Annotated in this window: 20 protein-coding genes; 12 read left to right on the forward strand and 8 right to left on the reverse strand. The window is 63.4% G+C overall.

What is annotated here, in order from left to right; genetic code table 11:
- Positions 1-4: 4 nt before the first annotated feature.
- Positions 5-511: a DUF2231 domain-containing protein gene (locus G3T16_RS10575; RefSeq protein ID WP_163495222.1), complete on the reverse strand. Its 507-nt coding sequence runs from the start codon at positions 509-511 to the stop codon at positions 5-7.
- Here G3T16_RS10575 and coxB point away from each other — a divergent pair.
- The 8 genes from coxB (at position 467) to G3T16_RS10615 (ending at position 6,878) form a co-directional block, all read left to right on the forward strand.
- Positions 467-1,258, forward strand: a complete 792-nt coding sequence (gene coxB, locus G3T16_RS10580; protein WP_163495224.1) for a cytochrome c oxidase subunit II — start codon at positions 467-469, stop codon at positions 1,256-1,258. The genes G3T16_RS10575 and coxB overlap by 45 nt on opposite strands.
- Entirely contained in the window at positions 1,251-3,770 is a 2,520-nt protein-coding gene (gene ctaD, locus G3T16_RS10585; protein WP_197911640.1) for a cytochrome c oxidase subunit I, read from the forward strand. Before coxB ends, ctaD begins: the two co-directional genes overlap by 8 nt.
- Positions 3,767-4,114: a hypothetical protein gene (locus G3T16_RS10590; RefSeq protein WP_163495227.1), complete on the forward strand. Its 348-nt coding sequence runs from the start codon at positions 3,767-3,769 to the stop codon at positions 4,112-4,114. The genes ctaD and G3T16_RS10590 overlap by 4 nt, the downstream gene beginning before the upstream one ends.
- Positions 4,115-4,158: 44 nt before the next feature.
- On the forward strand, positions 4,159-4,920 hold the full coding sequence (locus tag G3T16_RS10595; protein WP_163495229.1) for a cytochrome c oxidase assembly protein: 762 nt from the start codon (positions 4,159-4,161) through the stop codon (positions 4,918-4,920).
- Between the two features lie 165 nt (positions 4,921-5,085).
- On the forward strand, positions 5,086-5,499 hold the full coding sequence (locus G3T16_RS10600; protein WP_163495231.1) for a rhodanese-like domain-containing protein: 414 nt from the start codon (positions 5,086-5,088) through the stop codon (positions 5,497-5,499).
- A 15-nt stretch (positions 5,500-5,514) separates the two neighbouring features.
- Complete coding sequence (gene grxC, locus G3T16_RS10605; protein ID WP_163495233.1) at positions 5,515-5,778, forward strand: glutaredoxin 3; 264 nt, start codon at positions 5,515-5,517, stop codon at positions 5,776-5,778.
- A gap of 32 nt (positions 5,779-5,810) precedes the next feature.
- On the forward strand, positions 5,811-6,314 hold the full coding sequence (secB, locus tag G3T16_RS10610; protein WP_163495235.1) for a protein-export chaperone SecB: 504 nt from the start codon (positions 5,811-5,813) through the stop codon (positions 6,312-6,314).
- Between the two features lie 87 nt (positions 6,315-6,401).
- A complete protein-coding gene (locus G3T16_RS10615; protein ID WP_163495237.1) occupies positions 6,402-6,878 on the forward strand; it encodes a tRNA (cytidine(34)-2'-O)-methyltransferase in 477 nt (158 codons plus the stop codon).
- 506 nt (positions 6,879-7,384) lie between these two features.
- Here the strand turns inward: G3T16_RS10615 and glnG are convergent.
- The 4 genes from glnG to glnA form a co-directional block, all read right to left on the reverse strand.
- Positions 7,385-8,788 carry a nitrogen regulation protein NR(I) gene (gene glnG / locus G3T16_RS10620; RefSeq protein ID WP_163495239.1) on the reverse strand — a complete coding sequence of 468 codons (1,404 nt, stop codon included), beginning with the start codon at positions 8,786-8,788 and terminating at the stop codon, positions 7,385-7,387.
- Entirely contained in the window at positions 8,772-9,842 is a 1,071-nt protein-coding gene (gene glnL / locus G3T16_RS10625) for a nitrogen regulation protein NR(II) (protein ID WP_163495241.1), read from the reverse strand. Before glnL ends, glnG begins: the two co-directional genes overlap by 17 nt.
- Positions 9,843-10,099: 257 nt before the next feature.
- Complete coding sequence (locus tag G3T16_RS10630) at positions 10,100-10,630, reverse strand: DUF4124 domain-containing protein (protein ID WP_163495243.1); 531 nt, start codon at positions 10,628-10,630, stop codon at positions 10,100-10,102.
- Between the two features lie 528 nt (positions 10,631-11,158).
- The gene (gene glnA / locus G3T16_RS10635) at positions 11,159-12,565 is read right to left on the reverse strand and encodes a glutamate--ammonia ligase (RefSeq protein ID WP_163495245.1); all 1,407 of its coding nucleotides are present in this window, start codon (positions 12,563-12,565) and stop codon (positions 11,159-11,161) included.
- 446 nt (positions 12,566-13,011) lie between these two features.
- Between glnA and typA the strand changes: the two genes are divergently transcribed.
- Positions 13,012-14,823 carry a translational GTPase TypA gene (gene typA, locus G3T16_RS10640; RefSeq protein ID WP_163495246.1) on the forward strand — a complete coding sequence of 604 codons (1,812 nt, stop codon included), beginning with the start codon at positions 13,012-13,014 and terminating at the stop codon, positions 14,821-14,823.
- 35 nt (positions 14,824-14,858) lie between these two features.
- A complete protein-coding gene (dtd, locus tag G3T16_RS10645; RefSeq protein ID WP_163495248.1) occupies positions 14,859-15,296 on the forward strand; it encodes a D-aminoacyl-tRNA deacylase in 438 nt (145 codons plus the stop codon).
- Positions 15,297-15,393: 97 nt separating this feature from the next.
- On the opposite strand, the gene G3T16_RS10650 is transcribed toward dtd, so the two are convergent.
- Together G3T16_RS10650 and G3T16_RS10655 are read right to left on the reverse strand one after the other, a co-directional pair.
- Complete coding sequence (locus G3T16_RS10650) at positions 15,394-15,855, reverse strand: GNAT family N-acetyltransferase (RefSeq protein ID WP_232059036.1); 462 nt, start codon at positions 15,853-15,855, stop codon at positions 15,394-15,396.
- Positions 15,852-16,334 (reverse strand): FKBP-type peptidyl-prolyl cis-trans isomerase, encoded by a 483-nt coding sequence (locus G3T16_RS10655; RefSeq protein ID WP_163495250.1) that lies wholly within the window; start codon positions 16,332-16,334, stop codon positions 15,852-15,854. Before G3T16_RS10655 ends, G3T16_RS10650 begins: the two co-directional genes overlap by 4 nt.
- A 238-nt stretch (positions 16,335-16,572) precedes the next feature.
- Between G3T16_RS10655 and G3T16_RS10660 the strand changes: the two genes are divergently transcribed.
- Complete coding sequence (locus G3T16_RS10660) at positions 16,573-17,382, forward strand: cyclic nucleotide-binding domain-containing protein (RefSeq protein WP_163495251.1); 810 nt, start codon at positions 16,573-16,575, stop codon at positions 17,380-17,382.
- 71 nt (positions 17,383-17,453) lie between these two features.
- Entirely contained in the window at positions 17,454-19,709 is a 2,256-nt protein-coding gene (gene parC, locus G3T16_RS10665) for a DNA topoisomerase IV subunit A (protein ID WP_163495252.1), read from the forward strand.
- Between the two features lie 22 nt (positions 19,710-19,731).
- Here the strand turns inward: parC and G3T16_RS10670 are convergent, their stop codons facing one another.
- A complete protein-coding gene (locus G3T16_RS10670; RefSeq protein WP_163495253.1) occupies positions 19,732-20,979 on the reverse strand; it encodes a hypothetical protein in 1,248 nt (415 codons plus the stop codon).
- Positions 20,980-21,038 lie beyond the last annotated feature (59 nt).

Below are 21,038 nucleotides of genomic sequence, written 5' to 3' on the forward strand. Positions count from 1 at the left end.
CAAGTCAGCGGTCTTCGTGCCGTTCCATCCGGCGGTCGCGCGCCCGGCGCCGGGTGGTCTTCTCCGGCGCCACACCCACTGCGTGATCGTACACCAGTTGGCCTCCCAGCAGGCTGGTCAAGGCGATCATGGCTCCACTGAGCAGCGACAGGTAGACGCCCCACGGCTGGATGTGAAGGTCCGGCCCTCCTATTCGTATCAACCAGTTGAGACTCGCCAGCGACAGCAGCATCACGGCCAGAATCGCATGGCACCAGGCGGTGATCAGGCGCCGGATCCGGGCGACGATGAGCAGATCCAGCAGCCCGATGGCACCGGATATCCAGCCGCCGAGGGCGCCGACACCGGCGAGCCAGAGACCGGCGCGGGCCCAGAAAAAATCGCCGCTTGCCAGGTAGGCAAGATCGGTGCCGATCAGGCCCAACAGCGCTGCCACCGGGAAGTGGATCAGCATCGGATGAATCGGATGCCCGCCAATCGACATCTTGCTGAGGATGATTCCGGTCGCCATTGCGCACCTCCGCTGCCGCCCCGTGCCAGATCATGGCGCCGCCGGGCCGAAACCAGATTAACAGCCATTGCCGCGCTTATCACGCTCCCGCTGCTCACTGCCTGCAGTGGGCCCAGGTCGGCGCTGGATCCAGCCGGCCCCAGTGCCAGGGCTGCTGCCTGGTTGTGGTGGGGCATGGCTGGCTTGTTCGGGCTGGTTTTTGTTGCCGTCGTGGGCTTGTGGATGTACGCGCTGTGGCGCGACCCGGGCACACCGGGCGAAGTCCAGGCAGAGCGTGTGCAGCGGCGCTGGCTCATCGGTGGCGGCCTGTTGTTGCCCATTCTCTCCATCACTGCGGTGTTGCTGGTGGGGATTCCGCTGGGCCAGCGCATGTTGCCGCTACCGGCGGGCGAGGCGGTCCGCATCGATGTCACTGCCCACCAGTGGTGGTGGGAGGTCAGCTACCCGGACAGCGGGATCGTGCTTGAGAACCAGCTGTTCATTCCCGCCGGCCGGCCTGTGGACCTGTATTTGACCAGCGCCGATGTCATCCACTCGTTCTGGGTGCCGCGGCTGGGTGGCAAGATGGACATGCTGCCCGGACGCAGCAATGTATTGCGGCTGGAAGCGGACCGGCCGGGTACCTATCACGGCAGCTGCAGCGAGTTCTGTGGCACCGGCCACGCGCAGATGACATTTACCGTGCAGGCGCTGGCGCCGGCAGAGTACCGGGCCTGGCTTGATGAGAGGAGGCAGAGCGGTGACTGAACGGGATGGCGCGGACAACCACCAGCGCCACCGGGAGCTGGAGCAGGTCTGGGGCAACCTCCCGGGCTGGGGCGCGCTTGCCGCGGTGAACCACACCTCGGTGGGGTTGCGCTTTGTGGTGACGGGGCTGTGCTTTTTCCTGGTCGGTGGCGTGCTGGCGATGCTGATCCGTACCCAGCTGGCGCTGCCGGAGCAGGATATCGTCAGCGCCGGGCTCTACAGTCAACTGTTCACCATGCACGGCACGGTGATGATGTTCCTGTTTGCGATCCCGGTACTGGAAGGCGTCGCCATGTACCTGGTGCCGAAGATGATAGGCACCCGTGACCTGGTATTCCCCCGGCTGAGCGCCTTCGGCTATTACTGCTACCTGTTCGGCGGCCTGATCGTGCTGTCCAGCCTGTTGCTGCAGATCGCGCCTGCGGCGGGCTGGTTCATGTACACCCCGCTCAGCAATGCCCGCTTCTCCCCTGGCCCGGGAGCGGACTTCTGGTTGCTGGGTATCACCTTCGTCGAGATTTCCGCCATTGCCGCCGGTGTTGAACTGGTGGTGTCTATCCTGCTCACCCGGGCCAACGGCATGAGCCTGAACCGGATGCCGATTTTCTGCTGGTACATGCTCGGCACAGCGCTGATGATCATATTCGGATTCCCGCCGCTGATTCTGGGCAGCATCCTGCTGGAACTGGAGCGCGCCGCCGGCTGGGTGTTCTTTGATGTGGCAGGCGGCGGCGATCCCTTGTTGTGGCAGCACCTGTTCTGGTTGTTCGGGCACCCCGAGGTCTACATCATCTTCCTGCCGGCGGCGGGTATCGTCTCGACCCTGATTCCGGTGTTTGCCAACCGGCCGCTGGTCGGCTACCGCTGGGTGGTGCTGGCGATCATCACCACGGGATTCATCAGTTTCGGCCTGTGGGTGCACCACATGTTTACGGTGGGCATCCCGCAGCTTGCACTGGCTTTCTTCTCCGTGGCCAGCATGCTGGTCGCGATTCCCACGGCCATCCAGTTGTTTGCCTGGCTGGCTACGCTGTGGACCGGCCGCGTGCGTTTCCAGCTGCCGATGCTCTGGGTATCGGGCTTCCTGGTGGTGTTCGTCTGCGGCGGCCTGACGGGTGTGATGCTGGCGCTGGTGCCCTTTAACTGGCAGGTGCACGATACCCACTTCGTGGTGGCCCATATGCATTATGTGCTGGTCGGGGGCATGCTGTTCCCGCTGGTGGCGGGGCTCTACTACTGGTTGCCCCATGTTTCCGGACGGCTGCCGTCGATGATTCTGGGCCGCTGGGGCTTCTGGCTGTTCTTCGGCGGCTTCAATCTCACCTTCCTGCTGATGCACTTGACCGGCCTGCTGGGCATGTCGCGCCGGGTCTATACCTACGAGGCTGGCCTGGGTTGGGACTGGCTCAATCTGCTGTCCTCGGTGGGAGGGTTTGTGATGGCCCTTGGCGTCGCTGTGGTGATCGTTGATTTCGCGCTGCATTTTCGCTTTGGCCGCAGGGCCCAGCCCAATCCCTGGCAGGCCGACACCCTGGAGTGGGCCACGCCGATGCCCGTCAGCGCCTACAATTTTGCCAGCCTGCCCGATGTGGGCAGCAGGCATCCGCTGTGGGAAGACCCGGCACTGGGCGAGCGCATTGCTGCCGGCGAGTACGGCCTCGCCCGGATCCAGCATGCCCGGCGCGACATCTACGGATCTGCCCCTGTCAGTGGCAGGGTCTGCAGCGTTATCCATTTGCCCAGCAACTCCTGGCTGCCATTGCAGCTGGCGCTATCGGTAGCGGCGCTTTGCATCTGTCTGCTGCTGAAGGTCTATACCGGCGCATTGCTGGCAGTGGCCGTGGTTCTTTTCTTTGCCCTGCGCTGGGGGTGGCACAATGGCGCCCATCCGCGGGCGTCCCCGGTGCGCGTGACGGATCCGGTGGATCCACCGCTGCACTCCCGCACCCGCAGTGGCCCCGGCCTGTGGGGCATGGTGACCAGCCTGATGGCCGATGGCACTTTGTATGTCGCGCTGCTGTTTGGCTGGTTTTACCTGTGGACAGTGGCGCCCCGGTGGCAGCTGCCTGACGCTGCGCCGCTGGAACTGACCCCCCTGCTGGCCAGTGGGCTGTTGCTGAGCCTGGCCGTGCTGGTCTACTGCCGTGCACTCACCTGGCTGGAGACCGGCAGCGACCGGAAGGCACTGTCCGGGTTCGGGGCCAGTGCGCTGCTGGGATTGGTGCACTGCCTGGTGCTGGTATGGCTGCTGCTCAGCGCGCCGCTGCGACCGGCGGAGCTTGCGCACGACGCTGTGCTGACGGTGATGTTGTATTATCAGCTGCTGCACAGCGGCCTGGCGACGGTACTCACCCTGCTGCAGCTGCAGCGGTTGCGGCTGGGCTATGTCGGCAAGGCGCTGCCCTACGAGGCGCTGGTGCTACAGCCCCTATGGCTGTATTCGCTGACGGTGTTCTGGCTCAGCTTCGCCGCATTCATCCTGTTGCCGCTGGCCTGGACGGGTACCTCATGATGTCGCCGTATCATCCGCTGCAACTGGTGCTGGGCCTGATGGTCTGGAGTGTCTGGTTCGTCTTTCTCTACGGTGGCCTGTCCGTGGCCTGTCAGTTTGCCGCGCCGGATCCCGTTCGCGGCGCCTTCACCTGGATCAATGTACTTGGTCTGGGGTTGGCGCTGTTGGTCGCGGCCGTGCTGCTGGTGGCCGCCTGGCGCTGTGGGCGCGCAAGCCGGGCCCCGGAGGCGGGGCCTGCGGCCGGGCGTTTTATAGCGAGTGTGGCCGCAGCGGTATATGCGCTGGCGGCGCTGGCGACCCTGGGGATTGCACTGCCGGCATTGATGTTGCCGCCGTGTCTGTGAGCCGCTGCGGTTTGTTGGCCGCCCTCTGTCTGGCGGCTTGCAGTATGCCTGCACTGGCCCATAGCCCGCTGGCGGGTGGCGGCGGTCAGGAGCAGCTCGCGGCGCTGACCAGCGCTGCGCTGCTCGCATTGCTGTGGCTGCTGTATCTGGCGGGATCGCGGCGGCGGCCGGCGCGACGGGGCGCGGCCCTGCTGTTTCACGGCGCGATGCTACTGTGCTGGTTTGCAGTTCTGGGGCCGTTGGACCAATGGGCCCAGACCAGCGCCTCGGCCCATATGACCCAGCACATGCTGTTCATGGTGGTCATTGCCCCGCTGTGGGTGCTCAGCACACCGTTGCCGCAGTTGGCTGCGGCGACGGGTCGTGGCGGAGCGTTCATCTGGGAGCCGCTGTTGCGCTTTACCCGGCACCCGCTGCTGGCTGCGTGGCTGCATGGGCTGGTGATCTGGTTCTGGCACACTCCCCGCTTCTACATGCTGGCGCTGGAGCATCCCTGGTGGCATGTGGTGGAACACGCGCTGTTCCTGGCAACCGCGGGCCTGTTCTGGTGGTCAGTACTCAGGCAGGGGCACGGCAGGACGCACTGGGCGTTGTTTGCCTTGCTGTCTACATTGATGCACACCGGCTTTCTCGGGGCCGTGCTGACGTTCGCGCGGGCGCCCCTGTATGGCAGTGCGCAAGGCCTGCCGGACCAGCAGCTGGCGGGCCTGATCATGTGGGTTCCCGGCGCCATTCCCTACCTGCTCGCCGCCGCCTGGGTCTGTTACCGCGGCTACCGGCAGTTGCGGCGGCAATTGCCCGGCTGACAGTGGGGCTGCGCCGTGTGCCGGGGTCCTGGCGGTACTGGTTGCAGCCGGGCTTAGCCTGTATACTTGCGCCCTTTTCAACCCGGCTTGATCGCCCCGATTGCCAGAGCGCTGGTGGCGGTGCTGCAATTGACCAATCCCTGAGGTTTTACGACACACCGGACTATGGCCCTATTTCTTGAGTTTCTTGCCCAGCAGTGGGTATTGTTCGCCGCCCTGTTCGCCGTTGTCGTGATGCTGATCATGCACGAGGCGCGCAAGGCGGGCCCGGCGCTGAGCCCGCAGGAAGCCATTAATCTGGTGAATGCCGAGGATGGTCTCTTCGTGGATCTGCGCGACAGTGCCGAGTACAAAGCGGGACATATCGTCGACGCGCTGCATATTCCGGCGGCCAAGCTCGCCAGCCGCAGCGGCGAGCTGGAGAAATACAAGTCCCGGCCGCTGATCCTGGTCTGCAAGATGGGCCAGCAGGCGGGTGCCGCCAGCAAACAGCTGCGGGCGGAGGGTTATGACAGGGTCTACAAGATGGCCGGTGGCATGATGGAGTGGAGCAACCTGCAGCTCCCCACCGTCAAGTAGTCCGAGGTGGCTGTGATGAGCGCCCAGGTGACCCTGTACACAACCCGGTTTTGTCCCTATTGCGTCAATGCCAAACGGCTGCTGCAACACAAGGGCGTGGATTACCGCGAGATTCCGGTCGACGGTGATGTCGACAGGCGTGCCGAGATGGCGGCGCGCAGCGGCCGGCGCACTGTGCCGCAGATCTGGATTGATGACCGGCATATTGGCGGCTTTGACGAACTGGCGGCGCTGGATCGTCAGGGCCGCCTCGACCCATTACTGAAACTGGCCCCATAGGCCAATACCGCAACCCGATGGAGGACGGCTCAATGGCCGACGAACAAGCACAGGAAGCAGGCACTGCACAGGACCAACCGCAACAGCAGTTTGCCTTGCAGCGCATCTACACCAAGGATATCTCTTTTGAATCTCCCGCCAGCCCGGGTGTATTCCGCAAGCAGTGGCAGCCAAAGGTCAATGTCGATCTCAATACCAAGAGCGACAAGATTGACGACCAGGGTAACTTCGAGGTGGTGCTGACGATCACGCTGACCGCCAAGATCGACGACGAAACTGCCTTTCTGGTGGAAGTACAACAGGCTGGTATTTTCGTGATTGTCGGCATAGAGGGCGAAAACCTGCGCCGGGTACTCGCCACCGCGGCGCCCACGATCCTGTTTCCCTATGCGCGCGAGAGTATCGATTCAATCTGCGTAAAGGGTGGCTTTCCGCCAGTGATGCTGGCGCCGGTCAATTTTGATGGCCTGTATTCCCAGGCGCTGGCCAAGCAGCAGGCTGAGGGCCAGGGCGAGGAACAGCCGGCCACTCACTAGTACTGAACAAGCCGCCCGGACCGGGTTGTCCCGGCCTGGGCGGCTGCTGGGGTTTGTTGCGCAGCTCCATGTCCGAGGAATGCAAAAGTGTTCCATATTGCCCTCCATGAACCCCGTATCGCCCCCAATACGGGCAACATTATCCGCCTGACAGCCAACAACGGCTGTCATTTACATTTGATCGAACCGCTCGGGTTTGATCTGGATGAAAAGAAAGTCCGGCGGGCGGGCCTCGATTACCACGACCTGGCCAGGGTCAGCAGACACCCGAACTATCCGGCTTTCCTGCAGCACATGCAGGGGCGCCGTATCTTTGCCTGCACTACGAAGGGTCGTCATCGCCATGATCAGGCCAGGTTTGTCGCTGGCGACGTGCTGCTGTTCGGCTCAGAAACCGCGGGCTTGCCGCCCGCCATTCTGGAGAGCTTCCCCGAACAACAGAAATTGCGGCTACCGATGCTGCCAACCAGTCGCAGCATGAACCTGTCCAATGCAGTTGCGATAGTGAGCTACGAAGCCTGGAGGCAGATCGGCTTTGCCGGTGGCGGTATTACGTCGAGTTGATATTGCCGCGCGCGGCACCAGGCCGCCGCCCCCGCAAGGCGCGCGGCGCATACCGGGGCCGGTGCGGTCCCACCGGCCGCACCATCGGCCGCATCAAGTCGCACCGGCCGCACCACCGGCTGGTGCGTTTCGTGCCTCAACGCACCCTATGCCGCTATGCCGCTATGCCGCTATGCCGCTGCATGCCACGATCCGCATAGGGTGCGCTGACGCAGGAAGCGCACCAAGAACGCGAGAAGCACCGATGCAGGAAGCACACCAAGGGCGCGAGAAGCACCGATGCGAGAAGCTCACCAAGAACGCAGGAAGCGGTGGCCGGAAGCGGGGAGTACGCCACCGGCTGGTGCGTTTCGTGCCTCAACGCACCCTATGCTGCTCCATGCCACGATCCGCATAGGGTGCGCTGACGCAGGAAGCGCACCAAGGACGCGAGAAGCACCGATGCAGGAAGCGCACCAAGGACGCGAGAAGCACCGATGCGAGAAGCTCACCAAGAACGCAGCCGCTCACATGTCCAGGTCCTTCATCTTGCGGGTCAGAGTGTTGCGGCCCCAGCCCAGCAGTTCGGCTGCGTCCCGCTTGCGGCCGCGGGTGTGCTCCAGCGCGACGTCGATCATGGCGCGCTCGAACATTGGCACTGCGTTGCGCAGGATATGGTGCTTGCCCTGTACCAGTTCATTGCGGGCCCATTGACACAAGACTTCATTCCACGGCTGCGGGCTGCTGCTGGGACTGGGCACGGAGGCTTTGCCGAGTTCCGGCGGCAGGTCCCGCGGATGGATTTCGCGGCCGGAGGCCATCACCGTCAGCCAGCGGCAGGTATTCTCCAGTTGGCGCACATTGCCCGGCCATGGCAGGGTGCCGAGGAAGCGCTCGGTCTCCGGTAGCAGGATCTTGGGCTCGCCGCCCAGCTCGTCCGCTGCCTTGCGGAAAAAGAACTTCACCAGGCGCGGGATGTCTTCGCGCCGCTCCGCCAGTCGGGGGATATGGATACGGATGACATTCAGGCGGTGGAACAGGTCCTCCCTGAAATCTCCCCGCAGCACCCGTTCCTCCAGGTCCTGATGGGTGGCCGCAATGATGCGCACATCCACTTTCACGGGAGTATGGCCACCGACCCGGTAGAATTCGCCGTCCGCCAGCACCCGCAGCAGCCGGGTCTGGGTCTCCGCCGGCATGTCCCCGATCTCGTCCAGGAACAGGGAGCCGCCGTCGGCCTGTTCAAAGCGGCCCTCGCGCTTGTTGTTGGCCCCGGTGAAGGCACCCTTCTCGTGCCCGAACAGTTCCGATTCCATCAGGTCCCGGGGAATGGCTGCCATGTTCAGCGCGATGAAGGGTTGCTGTGAGCGGGGACTGTGGCGGTGAAGAGCGCGGGCCACCAGTTCCTTGCCGGTGCCGGATTCGCCGTTGATCAACACCGTGATATTGCTCTGCGCAAGACGGCCGATGGCGCGGAACACCTCCTGCATCGCGGGTGCCTCGCCGATGATCTCGGTTTCCGGCGGCTCTTCCGAGAGCGTCAGTTCGCCGCGCCTTTCCTTTGCATGGGCCAGCGCGCGCTCGGTAATGGCGACGACCTCATCAATGTCGAAAGGTTTGGGCAGGTATTCGAAGGCACCGCGTTGATAGGAGGCAACGGCACTGTCCAGGTCTGAATGGGCGGTGGTAATGATTACCGGCAGCTCCGGGTGCTGCTGGTTGATCAGCGACAGCAGGTCGAGTCCGTCCATGCCCGGCATGCGGATGTCACTGATGATGACATCCGGCTGCTCGGTCTGGATGCGCGCCATCAATTGGTCACCGTCGGTAAAGCTCTGGTTGTCGATGCCGGCCTGGCTCAGGGCGCGCTCCAGCACCCAACGGATTGAGCTGTCGTCGTCAACTACCCAGACTTTAGCGTGTTTCTGCATGGCTCGGTTCCATTGGCAAATAGAGGGTGAAGCGGGTATTACCGGGCTCGCTCTCGCACTCCAGCAGGCCGCCGTGGCGGTTGATGATGGACTGGGCGATGGAGAGCCCCAGTCCGGAGCCGTTGGCGCGGCCGGTGACCATCGGCGCAAAGATAGATTGCTGCAGGTCAGCGGGAATGCCCGGGCCGTTGTCGATGATGTCCACCCGACACACCAGCCGGTGGCGCAAGGCACCGATGGTGAACTGGCGCTGGGAGCGGGTGCGCAGCAGGATATGGCAGCGTTCCGGCTGCTCTGCCGCCTGCAGCGCATTGCGCATGATATTGAGCACCGCCTGCACCAATTGCGAGCGATCCGCGGGCAGGGAGGGCAGGCTGGGGTCATAATCGCGGCTGATCTGCAACTGATTGCTGACCTCCGCGGAAATGAGGTTGCGCACATGTTCGATGATTTCGTGAATGTTGGTGTCTTCCAGCACCAGCTGCTGGTGGGGGCCCAGCAGACGGTCGACCAGGTCGCGCAACCGGTCGGCCTCGCGGATGATTATCCGGGTATATTCCGCCAGTTCATCGTTGGGCAGCTCCTTTGCCAGCAGTTGGGCCGCACCCCGCACCCCGCCCAGCGGGTTCTTGATTTCATGGGCCAGGCCCCGGATGACCGCGCGAGTGGTCTCCTGGGCGTGGAGCATGCTCTCCTCGCGGCTTATGCGCTGCAGCCGGTCTACCGGCAACAGCTCCAGCAGCAGGCAATAGTCCGGCTCGAAGCTGGTTATCGGAGTGGCGATCAAGTCGATCTGGATTTCCTGGCCGGAGTGCAGGGTCAGGGCGAGGCTGCGCCGGGCCAGTGTGGCGCGGGCGTCCCTGGCCTGCTCCAGCGTTTGCAGGAACTCGCGGGGGCGGATCACCAGCTGACCGGCATGGGCTCCCATGGCCCGGGTGGCGGAGGCCTCCAGCAGCACCTCGGCCGCCGAGTTGATCGCCGTCACGTGCAGGCCCTGGTCCAGGGCTATCACCCCGGTGCTGATGTGCTCGAGAATGTCTGGCGGGTGTTGCATGCTTGCCCCATGATTGACCGCTGTTGGACGGCGCGCCACCAGACCAAGCAATAATGGAGCCATAAAAGCCTGGCTGCGAGAGAAAAGTACCTCTGTCCAAAACGTAGGCTACCTGGCGGTAGCAAGTACACACTTCAGGGGATAAACCGCCGTTGGGACTTTAGCTGGCTTGCTGTCAGGCGTCGTGCCGGTCATGACGTCCCCGAACGTGCACCAATATAGTGCGCCAGCGCAGAGGCGCGGTCCAGCAAAATTTATCAGTTGCGGTTCTGGGTATTGAACGGCCGCATCACGTAGACCCGTACCGGCTCGGAAGTGGCTACCGGCTCACCATTGCTGTCCAGCCGGCGTACCGTCAGATCGTGGCCGCCGCGCAGGATGTTACTCAATTCCCAACTGCTACTGTTTTGGGGCGGGACGACCGCGCTGCCATCGAGCAGCAGTTCCAGCATTTCCCCCTCCGCCAGCGGCGGTGAAGTGCTTGCCTGGACACTGAAGTTGCCCGCTGCCCCGATCGGTATCACGGTCTCATTCTGGGGGCTGGTGATGGCGAGCTGTGGAGCGGAGGCCGGCTTGTCAGAGCCGGATTCGGGCGCACGCCTGGGCTGGACTGACGGATCCGGAGCCGGGGTGGTATTCAGGGGCTTGAGCTCGACCTGCTCATTTTTGGTGCTGCCGTCGGGGGGCTTGTCGGTGAAGACAACATTGCCTTCCGCGTCGGTGGATTTATAGATCTGGGCCTGGGTGAGCAGGGGCCAGCACAATAGCAACAACAGCAATCGGGTCATCGGGGTCTGCCTTCGCCTCGGGGCGGTGATCGTGGCAACGATAGCATGGGTTGGGCTTGCATGAGTAGGCTGGGTTGGTTCCAGTCCGGTGAGTCCTGAATTGGAGGCAGGTCCCGGGCCGGATCTGCGGTAGTCCTGCGGAGACACGCCGTGAACCCATCCCTGGGGGCTCGGTTGCAGCATCCATGCTGCAAACGGTCTCCGCAGGACTACCGCAGACCCGGCCCTACCCTCACGGAATTTAAGTTGCAACGATGTTGCGTCTGCTGAAGTGCGATGGGTGTCGATGTTTCTTCTATCGCCTCTCCCCACATTGAATTCGAAGCGACGAAGGTAGGGCCGGCTACATGGGGGACCCTGCAGAGACCGTATGCGACATGGATGTCGCATCCGAGGCCCCATGGAGGGGTTCACGGCGTGTCTCTGCAGGGTCCCCCATGTAGCCGGGCCGGGACTTAACTGTCTTGGTCCAGGCAAAAAAAAAGCCCGCACGAGGCGGGCCAAAACGTGACGTGTGGCTGTTGCCAGCTACACGGAATAGTACATGTCGAACTCGACCGGGTGGGTAGTCATGTTCAGGCGCTGAACGTCGTTTTCCTTCAGCGCGATATAGCCATCGATCATGTCGTCAGTGAAGACGCCGCCGGCCGTCAGGAATGCGCGATCGGCATCCAGGGCTTCCAGCGACATGGTCAGGCTGGAGGAGACGGTGGGAATGGCCTTGCCCTCTTCCGGCGGCAGGTCGTACAGGTCCTTGTCGGCGGCATCGCCGGGGTGCAGCTTGTTCTGGATGCCGTCGATACCGGCCATCAGCAGCGCCGCAAAGGCCAGGTAGGGGTTGGCGGCCGGGTCGGGGAAGCGCACTTCCACCCGCTTGCCCTTGGGGCTGGGCTCATAGGGGATGCGGATGGAGGCAGAGCGGTTGCGGGCTGAATAGGCCAGCATTACCGGGGCCTCGAAGCCGGGCACCAGGCGCTTGTAGGAGTTGGTGGACGGGTTGGTGAAGGCATTCAGCGCGCGGGCGTGCTTGATGATGCCGCCAATATAGTACAGGGCGGTCTCGGACAGGCCGGAATAGCCGTCGCCAGCGAAAATGTTTTCGCCGTCTTTGGAGATGGACTGGTGCACGTGCATGCCGGAGCCATTGTCACCCACCAGCGGCTTGGGCATGAAGGTGGCGGTTTTGCCGTAGGCGTGGGCCACGTTGTGCACGCAGTACTTGAGGATCTGGACCTCATCGGCCTTTTTGACCAGGGTATTGAATTTGACCCCGATTTCGCACTGGCCCGCGGTGCCGACCTCGTGGTGGTGAACTTCGATGGGCAGGCCCATCTGCTCCATTGCGGTGCACATCGCAGCCCGGATATCGTGCAGCGAGTCTACGGGAGGGACCGGAAAGTAGCCGCCCTTGACCCGGGGGCGGTGACCGATATTGCCATCTTCGAAGGAAAGATTGGAGGCCCAGGCGGCTTCCTGGGAACTGATGGTGTAGCCGGCGCTGCTGATGTCGGCGTGCCACTTGATATCGTCAAACACGAAGAACTCGGGCTCGGGCCCAAAAAATGCGGTGTCGCCGATGCCGGTGGACTTCAGGTAGTCCTGGGCGCGATGGGCGACGGAGCGGGGGTCGCGCTCATAGCCCTGCATGGTGGTCGGTTCGACGATGTCGCAGCGCAGGATGATGGTGGCATCATCGGTGAAGGGATCCAGCACGGAGGTGCTGTCGTCGGGCATCAGGATCATGTCTGACTCGTTGATCCCTTTCCAGCCGGCGATGGAGGAGCCGTCGAACATCTTGCCCTCTTCAAAAAACTCATCGTCAATTTCGGTCGCCGGGATGGTGACATGCTGTTCCTTGCCGTGAGTATCGGTAAAGCGAAGGTCGATCCAGCGCACTTCATTTTCTTTGATCAGGTTCAGAGTCTGCTCTGACATTGGGTGTCCTCCGTGGGGTATGAGATCGTGCAGCCAATCTGGCGCGTGCGTGTTCCTGGTCCTTCGGTTGCTTGCGAGCGCGCCCTCAACGGCCAGATAACTTGGCATGGTGTGGATAGCAAAAGCTGTGCCAAAACAGTGCCGACGCTAAACCCATGATTTTCCGGGCCTAAAAGGTGCCTGCGCGCTACCGGGAGCACAATGTGATCCATTATGGTGCGTTGGTGATCATTATTGGTGCGCTGCCAGGGCTGCGGCCAAGCGTGCTCGTCTACTCGTCTATAGTATCAGTAAAGTCGCGGTCGGGAAGCGGGATTTGGCGTCGACTCGCCCGCGCCGCGGCAAAGCCCGCAATATCACCGCTTCCTGGCCTGCCACTGCTGCAGTGTCTGCGGTATAATCCGCGACCTTTTTTTATAGCCGGAACCCCGGACCGAGGAATTCCCTTGATCGACAAGCTTCGCAACATCGCCATTATCGCCCACGTAGACCATGGCAAAACCACGTTGGTGGACTGTCTGCTGAACCAGTCCGGCACGCTGGACCGCCGCTCCGAGGGCGCCGAACGGATCATGGATTCCAACGACCAGGAGCGCGAACGGGGCATTACCATTCTCGCCAAGAACACCGCGATCAAGTGGAAGGACTATCGCATCAACATCGTCGACACGCCCGGCCACGCCGACTTTGGCGGCGAAGTGGAGCGGGTGCTGTCGATGGTGGATTCCGTATTGCTGCTGGTGGATGCCGTCGACGGGCCCATGCCCCAGACCCGTTTCGTGACCTCCAAGGCCTTCGAGCAGGGACTCAATCCGATTGTGGTGGTCAACAAGGTGGACCGTCCCGGGGCCCGGCCGGACTGGGTGGTGGACCAGGTGTTTGACCTGTTTGACCGCCTCGGCGCTAACGAGGAGCAGCTTGACTTCCCGATCGTGTTCGCCTCCGCGATCCAGGGTACTTCCGGGCTGGATCATGCCGACATGGCCGAGGACATGCAGCCGCTGTTCGAGACCATTATCGGCAAGGTACCGGCGCCGGCAGTGAACCGGGATGGCCCGCTGCAACTGCAGATCAGCGCGCTGGACTACAACAATTACGTCGGGGTAATAGGGGTCGGCCGCATCACCCGTGGCACCATCAAGCCCAATACCCAGGTCACCGTGGTCGACCGGCTCGGCAAGACCCGCAACGGCCGGGTACTGCAGGTGATGGGCTATCATGGACTGGACCGGGTGGATGTGCCCGCGGCAGAGGCCGGCGATATCGTCTGTGTCACCGGCATCGAAGGTCTCAATATTTCCGATACGCTGTGCGATCCCGCTGCGGTGGAGGCGCTGCCCCCGCTACATGTGGACGAGCCGACGGTGAGCATGACCTTCCAGGTCAATGATTCGCCCTTTGCCGGCCGCGAGGGCAAGTACGTCACGTCCCGCAACATCAAGGAACGGCTGGAACGCGAGCTGATCCACAACGTCGCGCTGCGGGTAGAGCCGGGCGATTCGCCGGACAAGTTCAAGGTGTCCGGCCGCGGCGAGCTGCACCTGTCGGTGCTGATCGAGTCGATGCGCCGGGAGGGCTTCGAGCTGGGCGTATCCAGGCCCGAAGTGATTCAGAGGGAGATCGACGGCGTGCTGCAGGAACCCTACGAGCAGCTGATGATCGACTGCGAGGACCGCCACCAGGGCGCGGTGATGGAAGAGCTGGGTCAGCGTCGCGCGGAGCTGGTGAACATGACCCCGGACGGCAAGGGCCGGGTGCGGCTGGAGTTCATTATTCCGGCCCGCGGCCTGATCGGCTTTCGCGGCCTGTTTTTGACCCTGACCTCAGGCAGCGGCATTCTCACCCACGTGTTCGACCACTACGGCCCGGTCAAGTCCCAGGATATCGTCCATCGCAGCAATGGTGTACTGGTGTCCATGGTCAAGGGCAAGACGCTGGCCTATTCCATCTTCAACCTGCAGGACCGGGGCCGCATGTTCATCGAGCCCAACGTGGAAGTCTACGAGGGCCAGATCATAGGGCTGCACAGCCGTGGCAACGACCTCACAGTGAACCCGATCAAGGGCAAGCAGCTCACCAACGTGCGGGCCTCCGGGACCGACGAGGCCCTGACCCTGACTCCGCCTACCCGGCACACGCTGGAGCAGGCGCTGGAGTTCATTGAGGACGACGAGTTGGTCGAGGTCACGCCGGAGAGCATTCGCCTGCGCAAGAAGTTCCTGCTGGAGCACGAGCGCCGCCGCGCGAGCCGCGCCTGATACGGCCTGCCTGTGGTGCAAACGGTTCTGCGACAGTGAAAGCCTTGCTGCAACGGGTCCGCCATGCCAGCGTGGAGGTGGAGGGCCACTGCGTGGGCGAGATCGGCCCCGGCTTACTGGTATTCCTGGGCCTGGATCGGGGCGACGACCGCGTCGTGGGCAGCCGCATGCTGGACAAGTTGCTGGCCTATCGCCTGTTCGCGGATGCCGCCGGGCGCATGAACAGCAGTGTCAGCGATGTCGCCGGCGGCGTTCTGCTGTTGTCCCAGTTTACCCTGTCCGCAGACACCCGCCGGGGCCTGCGCCCCAGTTTTTCCAGCGCCCTGCCGCCGGCTGAGGCGGAGCCGCTGTACCAGTGGATGCTGGTGCAGTTGCGCGAGCGCCATCCCGTGGTGGCGGCCGGACAGTTCGGCGCCGATATGCAGGTCAGTCTGGTCAATGACGGGCCGGTAACGTTTCTGCTGGAACTGTAGAGACTGTTGCCGCAACCGCAACCGCAACCGCAACCGCAACCGCAACTCTGGGATTCATTCGGATCGGCCGCCACTGACAACGGCCGCCGGCTTCAGCTTAGCTGCCCGCGGCGTAGCGCATGTGGATATGCTCGATGCCATCTTCCAGGTAGAGGCCGCCCTCGGCGACAAAGCCGAGACTGCTGTAGAAGTTGCGCAGATAGGCCTGGGCGCCGATGTAGATGTCCTGCTGCGGCCACTGCCGCTGGTTGAACTCGATACCCCGCCGCACCAGCTCACGCCCCAGACTGCCGCCACGGCTGTGGGGCGCCACCACGACCCGGCCCAGGGAACTTTCCGGATAGCTGGCACCCGGCGGCAAACAGCGCTGACAGGCCAGCGTCTCGCCATCCTCGACATAGCGCATGTGCCAGGCCTGCAGGTCCAGCCCGTCCAGATCCTGGTAGATGCACTGCTGTTCCACCACGAACACCTGCTGGCGCAACTGCAGCAGGGCGTACAGTTCGGCCGGACTCATCTCGTGGAATGGCGTGTTGCGCCAGTAACGCTGCCCGCTCAATGGTGGTGGCCGCCGTCGCCATGGGCGTGCCCATGGGCGACTTCCTCTGCCGTGGCCGCTCGCACTGCGGTGATGTCGATCACAAACTGCAGGGTTTTGCCTGCCAGCGGATGATTGGGATCGATTTCAGCGCTGTGACGTCCGACCCGGGTAACGGTGACCGGCTGAGGCCCGCGATCGGTATTGAGCTGTACCGGCATGCCGGGGCGCAACTTGCCGCGGTAGATCAGGTGCTTGACGGGCACCCGCTGCGCCGGACCGGGCTTGCGCTCGCCGTAGGCATCCTCCGGTGCGAGGGTGACCTCCACATGGGCGCCCGCTTCCAGGCCTTCCAGCGCCGCCTCCAGCGCAGGCAGGATATTGCCGGCGCCGTGCAGGTAGGCTGTGGCCTCCGAGCCGTGGGAACTCTCCAGTTCCCGACCCTCCGTATCGCGCAGTGAATAGTGGAAACTGGCGACGCATTGCTGGCTTATCTTCACGCTTGCGGATCCGGCAAAAATGAGGCGGGCAGTCTATCATGGCATCTGGCTTGACGCAGGCCGCCGAGGGCGCCATGACCGTAGAATACAATTAACTCCATCCTGAACATTCTCCCCCGGGGCATTAGTTGCTACTATTGGGCCCGCCCCCGGGGGCCGGATTGGCAGACCCGGCAGCGACCACTGGTCAGCGGTAACCGCCAGAACAACTTGTAGAAGACTGGAAACGAGCACCCCGATGCTGGCGAATGCCGAACTTTCACAGGATTTCAAGCGCCTCAACCAGCTGTTCAAGGAACTGGTGGCTGCGCTGGTCGACAGCGTCAACCTGCCGCCGGCGAGGATCGAGATCGAGGCCACTCCGAAGGGAAACTTTCGCGGTTTTGACGGCGGCAAGCTTTACCTGGTGGACAGCGGCTCGCTGTCGGCCCGTTACCAGGGGCGCACCGTATACATGCTCGACGAGGGCGATTTGCTGTTGCCGGATATCGCGGGGGTGGGCGAGCCCGGCATGAATGTCGTCTACGGCAGTGAAGCCGGTGCCAGCCTGTATGCCTATTCCGGTCTGGAATTCATGCAGCGGGTATTTACCGAGCCCGGCGCGATCAAGCTCTGGACCCGCCTGCTGATTACCTACGCAGGCCTGATGCTGCGTCTTACCGCGGCTCACTGCCGTGAAGACGAGCACACAACGCCCGGCTTCGAGGAATACCAGGCAGGCGAAATCATCATCCGGCAGGGAGCGCGGGCCGACTATGTGTTCAACCTCTCTTCCGGCCTGGCGGAAGTGGTCGTCGACGACGTTATAGTGGGGCGTATAGGCGAGGGCGAGATCTTCGGTGCGATGGCCGCATTGACCCATGCCGATCGCAGCGCTACGGTACGGGCCCGCACCCGCTGCTCGGTGGTCAAGGTGCCCAAGGAACAGTTTACCGAACTGATCCGCAGCAATCCGGCTACCATCCAGAGTCTGCTGATAGACATGGCCAACTCCATCGTCAACCTCAACGAGCAGCTGGTCGGGCGCCAGGAGCCCCCGCAGCACTGACAGCAATTCTGTCCTCCGACACCCGGCTGGTGTCGGTTTGAACAGCAACCCCAAGTACAGGTCACACATCCATGTCCGACATTCTGGAAATTGACAGCGACGGCATCGAACGGGTTTCGATGCGGCTGTACACCGAGAAGGCCTACCTGGACTATTCCATGTACGTGATTCTCGATCGCGCCCTGCCCCATATCGGCGACGGCCTGAAGCCGGTGCAGCGGCGTATCATCTATGCGATGAGCGAGTTGGGTCTGAAGGCCAGCGCCAAGTTCAAGAAATCAGCCCGCACAGTCGGCGATGTGATCGGTAAATTCCATCCCCATGGTGACAGCGCCGCGTATGAGGCGATGGTGCTGATGGCCCAGGATTTCAGTTACCGCTATCCGCTGGTCGATGGCCAGGGCAACTGGGGCTCGCCGGACGACCCCAAATCCTTTGCCGCCATGCGCTACACGGAATCCCGTCTGACTGCCTATGCCGAGGTGCTGCTGGGCGAGCTGGGCCAGGGCACTGCGGATTGGGTGCCCAACTTCGATGGCACGCTGGAGGAGCCCTCGGTGCTGCCGGCGCAGGTACCCAATGTGCTGCTCAATGGCACCACCGGCATCGCGGTGGGAATGGCCACCGACATACCACCCCATAATCTGCGCGAGGTAGTCAGCGCCGCGGTACGCATGCTGGATGCGCCCCGCTCCACCGTGGCCGAGCTGTGCGAGCATGTGCTGGCGCCGGATTTTCCCACCGAAGCGGAGATCATAACGCCCACGGAGGAGATTCGGGCGCTGTATGAAACCGGCCGCGGCGGGCTGCGTATGCGCGCGGTATGGGAGCGGGAAAACGGCGATATCATCGTCCGCGCCCTGCCCTACCAGGTTTCCGGTTCCCGGGTGCTGGAGCAGATCGCGCAGCAGATGCAGGCCAGAAAGCTGCCGATGGTGGCGGATCTGCGCGACGAGTCGGACCACGAGAATCCGACCCGCCTGGTGATCGTGCCGCGCTCCAACCGGGTCGATCTCGAGGCGGTGATGAGCCATCTGTTCGCCACCACCGACCTGGAAAAGACCTACCGGGTCAACCTGAACATGATTGGCACCGACGGACGCCCGGCGGTGAAATCACTGGATCGCATCCTGCGCGAATGGCTGCAGTTTCGCACTGCCACAGTGCGCCGGCGGCTGGAGTACCGCCTTGACCGAGTGCAGAAGCGCCTGCATATCCTCGCCGGCTACCTGATAGCCTACCTCGATATCGATGAGGTGATCCATATAATCCGCACCGAGGACAAGCCGAAGGCGGCGCTGATCCAGCGCTTTGGCCTGTCCGACATCCAGGCCGAGGCGATCCTGGAACTGAAGCTGCGCAACCTGGCCAAGCTGGAAGAAATGAAGATCCGCGGCGAGCAGGACGAGCTGGCCCGGGAGCGCGACCGACTGCAGACCACGCTGGGCAGCGAGGCGCGGCTGAAGACATTGATCCGCAAGGAATTGCTGGCGGTGGCCGAACAGTACGGCGACGACCGGCGCTCACCGCTGGCGCAGCGGGAAGAGGCCCGCGCCTTCAGCGAGCTGGAACTGATGAGCGCCGACCCGATCACAGTGGTGCTGTCGGCGAAGGGCTGGATCCGGGCTGCCAAGGGCCACGATGTCGACGCCGCCGGCCTCAGCTACAAGTCGGGTGACGGCTTCAAGCTGGAGGCCCGCGGCCGCAGCAACCAGCCCACGGTGATCCTGGACTCCACCGGTCGCGCCTATACCCTGCCCTCGCACAACCTGCCTTCGGCCCGCGGCCAGGGGGAACCGGTCACCGGCCGTATCAATCCGCCCTCGGGAGCCACCTTTGAGGGCCTGATGCTGGCGGATCCCGAACAGCGCTTCCTGCTGGCCAGTGATGCCGGCTACGGTTTCATTGCGATGTTTTCCGAGCTGCAGACCAAGAACCGTGCCGGCAAGGCGGTGCTGACCCTGTCCGGTGGCGGGCGCGTGCTGCAGCCGGCGCCGGTGCCGGCGGACCCGGCTGGCCTGTGGGTCGCGGTGGTCTCCAGCGAGGGCCGCCTGCTGGTGTTCCCGCTGCAGGAACTGCCGCAGCTGGCCCGCGGCAAGGGCAACAAGATCATCGGTATCCCCACCGCCAGGGTGCAGGCGCGCGAGGAGTTCGTGGTGGCGATCCAGGTCATCACCGAGGCCCAGTCACTGGTAGTGCTGGCCGGCAAGCGTCATCTGACGCTGAAGTTCACTGAGCTGGAACACTACCGCGGCGAACGCGGCCGGCGCGGCAACAAGCTGCCTCGCGGATTCCAGAAAGTGGATGACATGCGCATCGAGAACTGAGCTGCGGTGTGCCGCCGGCCGTTCAGGGAGTGTCCCGCAGGCGTTTCAGGATCAGCCGCAGCTGACGTTCCAGGAGATCGTCCCAGGAGCCCGCGAACTGCTCCAGGATGACGTAATCCCCCAGTTCGCTGGGCCTGTGTTCCAGCCGGCTGCTGACGTCGATGTCCTCGCAGGCCGACGGTGACAGCATGATCTGTGGCGGTTTGCTGGAGCACAGAGTTTGCAGTTCGTCCAGCGTCGACTGGATATACAGGCCCGGGTAGATATCTGTCTCGTCACCGCGACCCAGTTCGCTGCAGCTCACCGCCATCGCAACCGTGAGTGACCGCGACATCTGCTTCTCCAGCTCCCCGCATACCGCTTGTACCAGCCAGGCACAGGAGGCCGCCCGGAAGGCCGCACTGCCGCCGCTGGAATCACCGCTGAAATACACTGCGAGGCCGAACTGGCGAACCACCTGCAGCTGGCCACCGTAGAAGCCGGCTGCGGCATAGACCACCTGGTGCAGACGGTCCGTGTAGCGGTGCAGGGACTGTTCGTCCAGGGTGTCCACGTAATCCACCAGGCTGACCAGATGCAGGTACAGCACGGCAGTGTCGCGGTAGTTCTCCTCCCTGGGCCCGCTGCCGCTGCGGGCGCGCAGCAGATCCATGGGCAGCGCGTCGATGCGCGATTGCAGCAGTTGCAGTTCGTTGGCTGTGGCCGGGGCTGCGGCGGAGTCCTCCAGTGCGATGGTCCGGGCCTGCTGTTGCAGGCGGTTGCCCAGCAGGCGCTGGCCGAGCTGACGGGCGGCGCCATACACTGCCAGGCTGAGCAGTACCGCCAGACCCAGCAAGCTCAGCAGGAAGCGCAGTCGTGCGGTTTCAGCCGCTGCGGTGCTGATGGTGATGACCACCTCGCCCGCGATGTTGTTGTCTACCCGGACCGGCGAGCGGTATTGTTGCAGGTAATCGCCCTCGGCACTGCCTGCCTGGCCCAGGGCACGGCCCTCGACATCAAAAATCGCCACCTCGGCGGCCGAGGACGTTTCGAGGAAGCGGTGCAGCGATGCGGCGATGCTCAGCAGGTCTCCTGTTTCCAGTGCCGCACTGATGCGGCGCGCAATCTGCTGGGCCAGCGCGTTGCCGAAGACGGCCTGTTGCGACTCCTGCATATGTTGACTGGAGGTGGCGGCCAGCGCGACCAGCGCGAGACTGATGAGCAGGCAGCCGGTAGCGGCGATCAGGGCCAGTTGCTGACTCAGGCTGGAGTCGCTGAAACGCTTGTTCACACCGATGGGCTTCCACTCATGAAAGCGCCAGAGTATAAACCATGGAGCAACCCGGTGCT

This window comes from Kineobactrum salinum, from assembly GCF_010669285.1.
GTDB lineage: Bacteria > Pseudomonadota > Gammaproteobacteria > Pseudomonadales > Halieaceae > Kineobactrum > Kineobactrum salinum.

Coding starts and splice junctions, on each gene's coding strand:
- grxC (WP_163495233.1), top strand. CDS start 5,515: ATGAGCGCCCAGGTGACCCTGTACACAACCCGGTTTTGTCCCTATTGC.
- G3T16_RS10590 (WP_163495227.1), top strand. CDS start 3,767: ATGATGTCGCCGTATCATCCGCTGCAACTGGTGCTGGGCCTGATGGTC.
- secB (WP_163495235.1), top strand. CDS start 5,811: ATGGCCGACGAACAAGCACAGGAAGCAGGCACTGCACAGGACCAACCG.
- parC (WP_163495252.1), top strand. CDS start 17,454: ATGTCCGACATTCTGGAAATTGACAGCGACGGCATCGAACGGGTTTCG.
- G3T16_RS10630 (WP_163495243.1), bottom strand. CDS start 10,630: ATGACCCGATTGCTGTTGTTGCTATTGTGCTGGCCCCTGCTCACCCAG.
- glnG (WP_163495239.1), bottom strand. CDS start 8,788: ATGCAGAAACACGCTAAAGTCTGGGTAGTTGACGACGACAGCTCAATC.
- glnL (WP_163495241.1), bottom strand. CDS start 9,842: ATGCAACACCCGCCAGACATTCTCGAGCACATCAGCACCGGGGTGATA.
- coxB (WP_163495224.1), top strand. CDS start 467: ATGCCCGCCAATCGACATCTTGCTGAGGATGATTCCGGTCGCCATTGC.
- G3T16_RS10660 (WP_163495251.1), top strand. CDS start 16,573: ATGCTGGCGAATGCCGAACTTTCACAGGATTTCAAGCGCCTCAACCAG.
- G3T16_RS10595 (WP_163495229.1), top strand. CDS start 4,159: ATGCCTGCACTGGCCCATAGCCCGCTGGCGGGTGGCGGCGGTCAGGAG.
- G3T16_RS10600 (WP_163495231.1), top strand. CDS start 5,086: ATGGCCCTATTTCTTGAGTTTCTTGCCCAGCAGTGGGTATTGTTCGCC.
- G3T16_RS10575 (WP_163495222.1), bottom strand. CDS start 511: ATGGCGACCGGAATCATCCTCAGCAAGATGTCGATTGGCGGGCATCCG.
- glnA (WP_163495245.1), bottom strand. CDS start 12,565: ATGTCAGAGCAGACTCTGAACCTGATCAAAGAAAATGAAGTGCGCTGG.